We start from the raw sequence: 12,288 nt of genomic DNA on the forward strand, positions 1-12,288 counted from the left end.
CACCCGTACGATTATTCACCTGACCACCTTGCTTTCGAGGAAGGAGGTAAGAAAAAAAGTTCCTTCTCGGAACTTTGCTAGGAGGAAGAATCGATCTGCTTCCGGTATTCGCTTGGCGTCATCCCCGTGTACTTCTTGAACATGCGATTGAAGGAGGTGATGTTCTGATAGCCCACGGCCTTGGCGGCGCTGTGTATTCTGATCTTGTCGTCGGCGAGCAGACTCGTGGCTTTCGCGATTCGGGTCTCGTTAATATAGTCCACGATGTTCTTGCCGGTCTTCCCTTTGAAGTAAGAGGATAGATAGCCGCTGCTCATCTTCAGCTTCTCGGCCAGCACATCGAGGTAGATCTCTTCCGACAGATGCTCGTGGATATACTCGATCACGAAGGATGTGACCGGGTGCTTCTCCTCTTTCTTCTCCTTGACCGCTTCCGCCGCCTTCGTCACCCATCCCCGTACAAGCTGCTCCAATTCGGCCGCGAGCAGACAGCCCCCGATCTCCTCCTCCGCTCGACCCAGGATCGCCTCCAGCTTGCCTGGTTCCAGATAGCCGGGAAGCAGCGCGCCGCGAATTCGGCTGGCTATGGACGCCGCGAATCGGTAAAGGGCGGCCGCCGTCATCTCCTTCGTCTGCCCCTTGGCGAACTGCCGCTCCAGAAGCGCGGCAAGCTGCGGCAGATTGCCTTCCCGCAGATTGACTTCGAATTCCTTGTCCTGATCGGGGGAGAAGCCAATCGAAGACGGCGCTTGGGCGCGTTCCGTAATAATCTGCGTCTCCTTCGTAAGCCGCCGCTCCCCGACCAGCTGCTGTCCTTCCTCGTAAGCTTGCGTCAGCTGATCCGACGATTCGTATACGGAGGTGACCGCGACGGTCACGATTCCGTATTCCATATCGTGATCGAATACGTCCTTCATCTTGCCGAGCAGACGGAGAAGCTCTGGCGTCCGCTGGGCAGCTACCATGCTCAAGATTTGGTTCCGCTCGATCTGGAAGGTAAGGGAGTCCGGCTGCGCCTGGGTTAATTGGCTGTCGATATAGGTTCTGATATAGTAGAGCCACTTCTGGGCGGCGGCGGAGTTGTTCAGCTTCCCCGGGTAGTGCTGCACGTGAAACAGTAGGAACACGAACGGCTTGTTCGTAAATTCGAGGCTTGCGCTATCGACCTCGGTGCCGCGGATCGCCTTGAGCCGATTCATGAAGCCAAGCTGCTTGCGCGCCAGCTGAATGCCGACGATTTCGTCGCGGATGATGTTGAATTCGTCGATACTCGACCGGAAAGCCGGATTCGCGTTCATCGACCGGATCGATTCGATCACCTTGCGCAGCGGATTGTGGATCCGAACGGCGAAGACGACCGCGAGCAGGACGCTGAGCAGGAGGACCGCGACCATCATCGCCACCAGCGTCACATTGAGCCGGGTCTCATACGCGATCTGTTCGGCGGGAACCCGGTAGACGTATTGATTGCTCGTCGTGGTCCCCATCCTGCTGAAATAGTATTTGCCATCCCTTGCGAAATCGCTCCGCCCGTCGGTCTGAAGGTCGGCATACGAGAGGAAAGGCTCCTTCCCTTCGGACTGATACAGCGTCTCCCCGCCGCCGCCGTAAACGATAAAATCATCGTAAATGCTTTGCTGGAAGGCGCCATACATCCGATCGGCGTCCAGGAATACGATCATGTACATGTTATTGCGCCACTCGTTCTTGAACACAAGCGGCATGCGGTTGCCGATCGTCCGCGGATTGTCGCGGTCCGTGGTATTGAACATGCGAGCGGAGGGCAAGAGTCGATTCGCATAAGGTTCGTCGAACTGCCGCTCCCAGAACTCGAGCGGGTACGCCTCGCTCTTGTAGAACACGTTGAACATCGAGGCTGCGTCGGTACTTGTCCCCTTCTCGATGACCAAGTTCTCGTGCTTCACATAAAGAACGATGTTATCGATAAACAGATATGGATTGTTGGCGAACGTGGAGATTTGGTGAATAATCTGAGGAATGCTGCTGTATTTGGGATTGGTCTGCAGCCGCTGAACGTCTTCGCTCAAAAAAAAGAGCGACATCTGCTTCCGCACCAGATCCAGATGCTTCTCGTAGCTGTTCATGGTGTTCGCAAGCATGAGCGTGTTGTATTTGACGATGCCCGCTCTCACGCTCCGCTTGGATTCCGCGAGCGTATACAAGGTGAAGGAACCCAGCAGCAGGATGATGCAGAGGAATCCCGCGATGAGCCGCAGGAACAGGGAATTGGATCGGGGTCTGACGGATAGGAGTGATTGTAATGTCTTCATACGACCCTCCACTCTTCTTATGGAATTACCGTCGAATCTGGTTATCTATCGGAGGATCCCGCAACCGTGTATCCGCTTTCAAAAAAAGAGCCCCTCCTTCTCTCATAGTATCCGCTAACGCAAGCGCTGTACATGAACAAAACTTCGCAAGCCTCAACTTTTTGTCAATCTGTTCAAAAAAGGATCAGAATTCGCAAAAAAGACCAGACCGCAGCTAAACCCGGCGCCATATCGGCACCGGGCGTTGCGTGTTAGGGCATAGGGAGACGAGGGTGCTTGGGCTTCGAATCGGCGGCGCCCGCTAGCGGCGTTCGACCGGCAGATCCGCTGCTTGCGGGTAGGCCCTCATCTCCTTCACCGTAATGGTGCAGCAGTCCGGATCATCCACGATCAGACGTACGCGGTTAATGGCTTGGCCTTGGCGTGGATTGTCGATGATCCACCGATAATAAGTGCCTTGCGCCGTCTGGATCGGCCGGGTCGTATAGGCCGTCTCGAACAACGCATCGTCCACCTTGTACGCTTCCTTCTTGAGCGGCGCCGGGTCCGCCGAGGCGATCCGGTCCCACAAGCGATCCTTATTGGAGATGTTATGCCCGTAGCAGATCGGCACCTCCTCCTCCGTGCCGTCGTCGTAGACGAGCGCGTAGGCGCCGATCCGGTACTCCGCCTGATCCAGGAAGACGCCATCGAAGAACAGCCGGTATTCCATGTAAGCATCCGTCGTGTGTACGACCTCGACGTACGACGTGCCTCGGGACGATTCAGTTGTGGAGTGCGCCCAGGAAGTATCAGCCGCCCCGGGCGCGCTGCCGAGCAGACGGCGATGCTTGTCGCGATAGAGCGCCTCGAACGCATACTCGACGACGTGTCCGTAAGCGGACTCCTCATAGTCGTCCCGCCAGAACAGGAGCGCCGAATACGCCATCGAGAACAGGACGCCGTTGCGCTGCAGGTTCCCTTCCTTCGTCTCGCTCCAGTTCGAGATGATCCCGCCTCGCGCCCCCGCCCGGAGCCGCTCCTTCCAGTCCATGAAGGCCGGTCCTTCCAGATTCCCATAGACCAGCGACATGCCGCGATCCAGGAACAACCGGTCATATTGCCGCTCCAAACCCCAATACCAGTTGAGCATCTGAATGTCTTGCGGCACTAAATCGATCGCTTTGTATGTCGCCGGAATCGTCTCGCCCAGCGGCTCGCCGGTCACATGGCTCTTCATCGGTCTCTCCGCGCCGCCCCACTTCTCGCCTTGCTTATCCTCGGCATCGATCAGCTTCTCGCACCAGATCATCGTTTGGACGCCGCGTTCGGCCAAATAGCCGTGAATGCGCCGCAGGTCGTTCGCGTACAGCTCCTCGGCCGGCTTGCCCTTGCAGCGTTCGCACAAGCCGATGCTGTAATATTCGTCATGACCGACGTGCACGGTCTTAGGCTCGAATACCGCGAGCACTTCGTCCAGCACATCGAAGAGCAGCGCATAGGACCGCTCGTCGGACGGGCAATAGGTGTCCGGGTACGGGTCGTTCTTGCGTTCGGCCAGCTCCGGGTGATTGATGAGCAAGTAATCGCAGTGGCTGAGCGAAGGCACCTCGGGAATGACGTCGAGGAACCGTTCCTTGCAGTAAGCGACCAACTCCCGCACCTCTTCTTGGGATAAATAGCGTCCGCCGCCATTCTCCACGTGAATCGAATTTTTGTACCACGGATACGTCTTATCCTGGACCTCGATCGTCTTGCCGCTGTACGCGCTCATCTCCTCGCAGTAACGCACCCAGCCGTCGTTAATTTCGGGGTGCTTCTCGTATTCCATCGCCCCTCCGACTTCGAGCACGACGGTATTGAACTGGAAGCGGCACAGCATATCGACGAATTGCTTGAAATAAGCCATCCCTTTCCGCGTCGGCATGTACAGCTTCAGCCCGCGAACCGGGCAAGTCGGCCGGTTGTAGACCAAGCCGTGCCGAATAAGCCCTCCCTCTGCCAGCCGGCCAAGCGTCGCCGCGCCGTACAACGAACCGCGCGCGCTGATCGCGTATACCACGATGCCCGTCGCCGCGATCTCGATCGCGTAGGCTTCGCCGCTTGGCGGCTCCTCGCAGCCGAACTCGTCGCGAATCCGGGCTTGCAGCTCCGCCGGCCATGCCCCTTCCCGGAACTGTATGGAAGGAAACGACGGCAGCCCCGGCGAATCAGCGCGAACTTCTTCCAGCAACGCCACGACAGGTTCGTGCTCTGTCATCACTTTCGTGGCGCCCGTCACGTACGCCCCCTGCTCCTCCAGCGAGGCATACAAGGTCAAATAGTCGTTCGAAGCGTTCCTCATGGCGATCCCCCTCTCTTCTTGGACCTTTACCCCAATCGCGTAACGCCCCCTTGTAGACGAACGGAACCCGCGCTTGGCAGCTTCACGGATGGCTGCGCTGCCGCGTCGGTCTTGACCAAGCCGACCCAGTCCAGATTCATCGGCCCCCGAACGTTCCACATTCGCAGCCGCACAGGTCCGGCTGGCAGAGAAGCGCCGGCGTGGACGGTCAGCGCTTTCCAATATTCCGGTTTCGTTCCCCAATCGAACGTCTTCGCCGCTTCCGCCGTATAGAACCGGCTGCCCAATTGAATCAGCCGCGTCGGAAGTCCGTTCGCGTCTTCCCAGCCTACATATTTGAAGACAATATCGTACTTGCCGGCTTCGGGAACGTCGAGATCCCACGTAATACTCTGACCGTCGGCCGCCCAATTACTGACGCCTAGGCCGCTCGACAACCAAGGCCGCGTGTTGTAGATGTTGAGCACGCCGCCTTCTGAATCGCTGAAGCTCTCGGCTTCTTGAAATACCGTGAGTCCTGCCTTGACGGTATCATAGTCTTCCGTGGCATCCGCCGGCGTCATCGCACCCGAACCGGCGCTGCGGAGCTTCAAGGTGCCGGTCACCTCCGGCAGAATAATTCGCGCATTCGCGCCCAAGTAGATAACGGGCTGCGCCATGCCGAGCTTATCGAAGTAAAGGCCCGGCGGCGTTTCGACGACCTCGTAGAGGCCGGCCGCATTCGAGAGCGTTCCCCACGCGGCCGTACCGCCGCGCCCGTCGCCGTAGGCAGACAGCGTTACTGTCGAGGCTGCGCCGTTCATCACGACGGGATAGGAGATGGCTGCCTGCGGAGCCGGCGCTGAGACATTGCGCAGCAGAAGCTGATGCTGACCAGGCTCGACATTCAGCTTTAACGTACTGCTGCCGACCGTGTCCCAATGTACGCCTCGCGTGTTGACGGCATCTGTTATGCTGCCGCCCTTGGGCAGGCTGCGGTAGGCTTCGTCCAGTACGGCCGTCACGCCCGCTTGCTGCAAGCTGACCTCCGCCTCTTGCGTGCCCGTAATCGACAGTTCGTCGCCGGAGAGCGCGACCGTGGCCGGCTTCGAGCTGCTAATCCGCGTCTGGCCGCCGATCGTTAACCGGGTGCCGTCTACCAGAAGAATCGAGTCTTCCTTGACGGTTGCGGCAATGCCGTCGAACTGAATGCTGCCGGCGTCGACGACGCCGCTTGGCGCGGTACGTACATACACGTCCGTTCCATCGGCGAAGTGCAGCTTCCGATAGGTCCCCATGTCCTCGGAGACAATGTTCTGCGGCGCGGAGCCGACTTCGTAAGGGACATAGGTGGATACAATCGTCGCGAATGCCGTCTTCGGCGTCTCGAATTCGGCATGCAGCCGCGTCTTCCCTGCGTAGTTGCCTCCCGGCAGCCATTCCGCACCGCCTGCATCCAAGTATCGATCGGATTTGGCCGCCGTCAGGCCGGGGTAATACAGTTTCACTTTCAGCGCGGCTTTGTTCTTGATAATCGTCGCGCCGCTTTGGTCTTCATCCACCGTCAAGCTCTTATCGGCATGCAGCCAGTATTCGAATTTGGAGCCGCCCGCCGCCTTCGCGTCCACATTATCCACGACGACGAACGCGCCTGGCTTCACATAAATCACGCTGCGCTTAGCCGAATCAAGACCGGTTCTGCCGCCGGTATTGTAAGCGGTCGTCGCGTCGCCGACCGCGGCGTCGAAGTCTCGATTGGTAGCGAAGCCCGTAATCTTGCCGGAGGCTTTCATATCGAATATGTTTTGTCCTTGTTTGTCGTCATAGGTGATCGCGTTGTGGGCAAAAGTCTGCTTCGCGTACTTTTGAAAGTGGTCGCTGTTGTAATCGTCGTAGAACCCGCCGTCAACCGTAAGGTCCTCCCCGAACGCTTTGATTTGAATGCCGTTCTGATCGGCATGGCTGTGATTGAAGCTGCCGTACGGACTGGATTTGAAGAACAAGGAAATCCGCTTCGGATCGAGCAGGCTGGAGTGCATCGCCACCGTGCCGAGCTGATCGAAGTACTTGGCCGTCGGCATCTCGACCGGAGGACGCGCCTGCAGACTGCTGTCCTCATAGAGATACGTCATATAGTTGCCATAATCGTAGTTGTATTGCTGCGCGAACCACTGCATAACCTGATCCTGCTGCATCTTGGCATTGCGCGTCATACTCGCATGAACAGCGCCGCGGTGAATATCGTCGGCACCGTCTCCGAATACGCCGCTCTTCTGGCCGAAGGGCAGCATATACATCGCGTACCATGATTCATTGCGGTTGAACGCCTTGTCGTAGATGCTGAAGCCCGTCGCGGCATGCAGCGTATCGATGAACTGCTTGTTGCTTAAGGCGGACCATTGCCAATAGGCTTCCCCGTTGCCCCAGCCGCCGTCTTCGCCGCCCCAAGCAGGCGATAGATTAATATAGGCGGGGACGATCCGATTGAACCATTCCTGCGCATCCTCCGACACGACCGTCCCGTTCACGCTGATATCGTCGTGCAGCAAGGAGATCGCGATCATCCCCAGATAGCCGAACACGGTCCAGCCGTGCGAGTCGTACGGCGTGCTGGTGATCGGGTAACTGTCGTACAGGACATCGTCCGCGATCATTGCGGCGCGATCATGCACCATCGTCAATACGGTTACCCGCTCCGACGGACTAAGGAGATCATAGAGCCAGTCGTAAGCCATCGCGCCGGACAAGGCGATCTCCCGGTGGACTTGATCATTGCCTCCTTTGTTGTTGTCGTACTGGGTCGCACCTTCCTTCGTTCGCCAAGTCGCAACATGCAAGAGCCGCCGCTTGGCGAATTCGCCGTAAGCGGCATCCTGGGTGATAAGGTAGATAAAAGCCGCGTCCATCATAGGCGTAGTTACTTCCGTCGTTTGCGCGAGCACGGTAGGCGAATTGTTCGGCATCTTGACCGGTTCGGCCGGAAGCGTCTGTGGATTGTTCACCTCGGCCTCCACCCTTGCTTTAATGCGGCTCTTCACGCTGTCGAATGTTTTTTTGCCGTCGCCGTCTTTCCTGGCGCGGAATTCATCCAGCCGATCCGGCGTCGTCAGCATGCGCGGATGCCCGCTCGGCACGGCTCCGAGCAGCTCGGACGCGGGTAGCACCGGGAAAGGCACGCTATCGGCATCGATGCGGAACTTCCGAGCATCGCTCCATGCGGACCAGCCTGCCGGCTTATGGAACCGGACTCGCCAGAAGTAAGATTGCCCGTCCGCGAAAGGCTGCGGGAAATTATAGTAGTTGGACGCGATGCCGCTCTTCTGGTAAGCGACCGATTGAAAGCCGCTATCGCTCGCCACCTGCAATTCGTACGCATCCGCGCCGGCAATGAAAGGCCAGCCGAAATCAGGCGGATTCTGAGTCGTGACGAGATGATCGGCGGGACTGAAGCTTCTCGAATAAGCCGGATCCAGCCCGGTCGGCCATGCCAACAACGCCGTCGTCCGGAGCGATGCGTCATCCACATAGACCGTGCCGGTTGCGAACAGACTCGGAACGACCAGAATCATTTGAAGCTTCGCCGTGCCCGCCGGCGGGGTATCGCGAAGCTCAAGCTTCTGCCAAGACGGACCCGTGCCGGTGCTGTTTGCGATTTTTTGCGTAGAACTGCCGTCCGCCTTGTAATATCGGATGATCAGCGCCACGCCGCCAGCATCGACTCTCGCTTGAACGCTGGCTGTGTATTCCGCTCCGGACGAGTAAGGCACCATGGAGCTGTACACCCCCGCCGCAATCCCCGCCGCGTCATTCTGATCGGTCAACTTGACGCTGTACGTGCCTTCCGCTGCCATTCCGGCGACCGACTCGACGGTTACGCCCTCCGGGTTATTATTCGCGTACTTCGTCCATCCGACCGGCATTCCGCCGGACACCTGCTCGAACCCTGGATTGACGATCAGCTCCGGTCCCAAGGCGGAGTCGTCGACCGCCGCGCTGGCCGCTGGCCATGCGAGCAAGTTCAACAGCAGACTTAAGCCCATCACACACGCCAGCATCATCGAAGTGCTGCGCTTCCACACGCGATTGACCAATTCACTAACCTCCCTTTGTTTGACACGCCGCCTAAACAAACAACGATGGCCGCCTCACCTCCAATCTTTACTAGCTATTACGAAACAAGCTTGGGCCAAGGGTGTGAGCCCGCTTACAACGGAAGCCGTCCTTAGCTACCGCCATCGTAAAACACGGCGCCAAGCAGGTAAATCCACGATGCTGCCCGACTTTCAACTCCTTTACGGTTTTCGGATAAAAAGACCAGCTTTCGCAAAAACGACTAGCCGGGCTGAAGCAAGCTCGCCTGATGGAAAATGAACAAGAGCAGCCCGGCCTCGTACGAGGAAGGACTGCTCTTGTCCTGTCATAATGATCAGATATGAATTACAGATCGGATGGATCATTTCCCGGTCCGCATAACGGATCAATATCTGAATGGCTGGACGCCCCCGATCGACCTTACTAAGCAGCGTGAGGTCCTTAGCAATTCCAAATGTACAACCGGCAACAGCTAATGAGCTGCCGGTTTTGTTTTTCATCGAGTGCTATTTCCCGCCTACACTTCTAATATCGAGCACTTTGGTCACTTGATTATACCTTAGCACGTATCGATTCCCGGTTATAAAACCAAAAAAGGCTGCTGTTCGAGGACTGGTTTCGAACCCGTCCCCAGATACCTCAGGCTCTAATTGTAATCTCAACTTTTTTCTTCTACCTGCTCTAGTGACTGTTAGTATCGGATTACCATCCGGTAAGCCTATCGCGATAAGCGTGTCGAATGTGACTACCAAACGATCATTTCGTTGTACATCGACGCTTTCAATCCCGAATGGCGCAGTCGTTCGATTCCGTCTAAGGCTGATGGTCAGCACGTTCGTATTGATGTTAAATTCCAAAAAGTACAGAAAGCCATCCGTTATTTTAAACATTTTTGCGGTTGCTGGACTCACGTCCAAGCTATTATTATCTTGGTCACCGCATTCCTCCATGGTCAAGATCGTAACACGTTTCTGAATGTTCCTCCTTCGCAATAGCGCGGAAGTGCCGTTTGGGATCTGACTAAGCGGCCCTCCTCCTTGACCACACCCATTCAGAAAAATCACTTGATCTCCAAGTGATTTTCTAATACCGACATAAGCGTTCCCCGTGATGATCAATTCAATCATCCCTTCTTTTTTGGGGTTGAGGTAGAATCAAATCATAGTATGTCGTTGTCCCCACCTGCGAAGCGGCTGAAGCTCGCGTGGGCGCTAATTAGTAAAGGAGGAACGTATAAAAAAATAAAGACCCGCTAATTACAGCGGATCTCCATGTAACTTCTAAGCTTCCGAGCTGAACATCTTCGCCCCTCTCGGCTAGCCTACGACCCAAAGTAGCTTTCGTAAAGATCGTTATAGTCGTCTTCGTATTCGCCTTCATACTCACTGTCATACACGGCCGATTCCGGATACGCGATCCGGTTCGCCTCATCTTCAAGCCCCATTGCCTTCAGCTGCTCCTGCAAATAAGCAATGACCTTGCTGTTCTCCAACCAGAGGTTGACATATTGCGCATCTCGGAGGAACACCAGCTTGTCCAGCGTCGACGCTTGGTCGAAGAACTCCTTCACATCCGCGCGGTGCACGCCATCCTCATATTCCTCGAAATCAAAAGCCAGCCGCTTGGCCGAAGCCGCCTCGGTGCCGCTGTAGACCACGCCGAGACTATCTTCCGTAGAAGCGGCAATCTTCTGCTTGCGTTCCTTGTTCAGCTTACGCAAGTAGTCGTAGACGTCCCCTATCGGCTCCAGGGCAAATCGTTCGCGGACGATGCGCATGACGTTTTTCTCTTGCTTCGTCAGCGAGCGTTCCAGCTCAGCCCCGTCTTCCTGCAGCGCCTCGTACTCCGCTTCGGTCATGTTCGTATCCAGGTAATGAACGCCCGTGGGCTCATACACCAGCAGCTGCATAAACTCGCGGAAATTACGTGCGATGATCGTCACGGGATGATCCTCATACGGCGAGACGCGGACGATCGCTGCTTCCTCCAGACTGCTCACGGTGCCGAAATCGGTCAGGAACCCATAGTGCACCTCGTCATCCCAGTCTTCGAGCGCGAACGGGATGACGTCAATCGGCGTGGACTCATAGCGATAACCGATTCCGAACTCCAAGAAGTTCGGACCGAGGAGCCCGCCGCCCAGCAGCATTTTCTGCTCCCGCAGCTCTTCTTCCAGCGCAATCGCCTGCTTCAGCATGTCGGGCACTTGGTACTTGCCGTAATTTTGCTTCACCGCCTGCTCCGCTTGCGCCTTCTCTTCCGGTGTTTCCGCCTCGACCTCTGTGCTGTAGGACAATTTGGTTTTGCCCGTGCCGTTCAGCCGTATGCGGTATTCGCCGACGGGGTCCCCGTTATCTTGGATAGCGTAAGTGAGCCAATCGCCGAATACGGCCCGGGTGTACAATTCCTGATCGCCGACGAGTCCGGAGAGAACAGTCTGCGCGCCGCTGCCGTCGGTTCTTACCCGAATAAGACGTTGGTCCGGTTCATACCACTCCGTCGCATAATACACCCAGCCGTCCTTCACGAAAGCGAGATTGCTGTGCCCTTTGGTGATCGGAACGGGCTTCCCGCCCGACAGCTTCACTTTGTAGATCGGGCCGTAGAAATAGCTGTTCGACAACCAATCTTCGGCGGCCGCGTTCGTGATCGTGCTGTAATACAGCCAATCGCCTTCCACGAAAGGATTGCTGACTTCGGCCTGATTCAGCAGCCGTCTGCCGCTGCCGTCGGTTGCCAGCCGGACCAGATTCTCGTCGTTATTAATGTAGACGATCTGATCCTGCGCGATTGCGATATTGCCTCGCTGATACAGCGAATAATACGGGACCGGGCCCATCGTCTTGTTCATCTGGTTGACGGATCTGTAGTAGTCGCCGGCCAGCTTCTTCTTGTTCTTGCCATCGAGCCCCACCCGGTACAGCGCGTAAGTCTCGCCCTCTTCCACGGTATAGAAGAGCGTGTTCTTATGGATCGTGAAGCTCGCAAAATCGATCTTCCCGTTATCGGCCGTTACCACTGTCGGCTGCTTGCCGGCAAGCGTAGCCTTCTTGATCGTGCCGCTCTCGTAATTGCCCTCCTTCACCGTGCCGATCCAATAGATGACGGAGTCGCCGATCATGTCGATAATGAAGGCATTCGGATTCTGCGCAAGCTGCTTGATGAAGGCTGGCTTGTTCGACGCCGGAATCACATTGTAATCCGCATAACGATAGTTCACGAATCTGGAATAGTTATACGGCTGAATAAGAAGCTCGCTCTTCTTCACCTCTTGAACGGAGGTGCCGTCGGCTTTCTTCTTCATCAGCATGGAAGTGTCCGAATCTTCATCGTACTCCTGATAATAAATCCATCCATCGGCCGTCGCCCCTGTAACGGAAGGCATCTCCGCCAATGCCGCGGCAAAGGCATCCGACGATTTGCCGTTCACGGCAGCTGTTGCAGCAGCCTCAGCAAGCGTTGGCGAGATTAACAACAGCAATCCCGCCAGCATCCATAATACGCGTTGCAACCCTCTCATCTCTGATCCCCCAGTGTTGTTCATTGTGCTAGTGCTAGCATCGACACACATCATACAACATTCATCAGGGAATGTGTGCAAAA

At 56.5% G+C, this 12,288-nt stretch carries 5 protein-coding genes; all 5 read right to left on the reverse strand.

Going from position 1 to position 12,288, the window contains the following annotated elements; translation table 11 throughout:
* Nucleotides 1-77 precede the first annotated feature (77 nt).
* The 5 genes from ACFFSY_RS33085 to ACFFSY_RS33105 all read right to left on the reverse strand — a co-directional run bounded on the left by ACFFSY_RS33085 (nucleotide 78) and on the right by ACFFSY_RS33105 (nucleotide 12,205).
* Nucleotides 78-2,291, reverse strand: coding sequence for a helix-turn-helix domain-containing protein (locus tag ACFFSY_RS33085; RefSeq protein ID WP_377502549.1), 2,214 nt, complete (start codon nucleotides 2,289-2,291; stop codon nucleotides 78-80).
* A gap of 301 nt (nucleotides 2,292-2,592) precedes the next feature.
* On the reverse strand, nucleotides 2,593-4,614 hold the full coding sequence (locus ACFFSY_RS33090) for a family 20 glycosylhydrolase (protein WP_377502551.1): 2,022 nt from the start codon (nucleotides 4,612-4,614) through the stop codon (nucleotides 2,593-2,595).
* Nucleotides 4,615-4,640: 26 nt separating this feature from the next.
* Complete coding sequence (locus tag ACFFSY_RS33095; protein ID WP_377502553.1) at nucleotides 4,641-8,684, reverse strand: DUF4962 domain-containing protein; 4,044 nt, start codon at nucleotides 8,682-8,684, stop codon at nucleotides 4,641-4,643.
* A gap of 201 nt (nucleotides 8,685-8,885) precedes the next feature.
* Nucleotides 8,886-9,185 carry a hypothetical protein gene (locus ACFFSY_RS33100; RefSeq protein WP_377502555.1) on the reverse strand — a complete coding sequence of 100 codons (300 nt, stop codon included), beginning with the start codon at nucleotides 9,183-9,185 and terminating at the stop codon, nucleotides 8,886-8,888.
* Nucleotides 9,186-10,006: 821 nt separating this feature from the next.
* On the reverse strand, nucleotides 10,007-12,205 hold the full coding sequence (locus ACFFSY_RS33105) for a DUF5050 domain-containing protein (RefSeq protein WP_377502557.1): 2,199 nt from the start codon (nucleotides 12,203-12,205) through the stop codon (nucleotides 10,007-10,009).
* Nucleotides 12,206-12,288 lie beyond the last annotated feature (83 nt).

This window comes from Paenibacillus aurantiacus (assembly GCF_042431225.1).
In the GTDB taxonomy this organism is placed as follows: Bacteria; Bacillota; Bacilli; order Paenibacillales; family Paenibacillaceae; genus Paenibacillus_Z; species Paenibacillus_Z aurantiacus.

Coding starts and splice junctions, on each gene's coding strand:
- ACFFSY_RS33085 (WP_377502549.1), bottom strand. CDS start 2,291: ATGAAGACATTACAATCACTCCTATCCGTCAGACCCCGATCCAATTCC.
- ACFFSY_RS33105 (WP_377502557.1), bottom strand. CDS start 12,205: ATGAGAGGGTTGCAACGCGTATTATGGATGCTGGCGGGATTGCTGTTG.
- ACFFSY_RS33100 (WP_377502555.1), bottom strand. CDS start 9,185: ATGAAAAACAAAACCGGCAGCTCATTAGCTGTTGCCGGTTGTACATTT.
- ACFFSY_RS33090 (WP_377502551.1), bottom strand. CDS start 4,614: ATGAGGAACGCTTCGAACGACTATTTGACCTTGTATGCCTCGCTGGAG.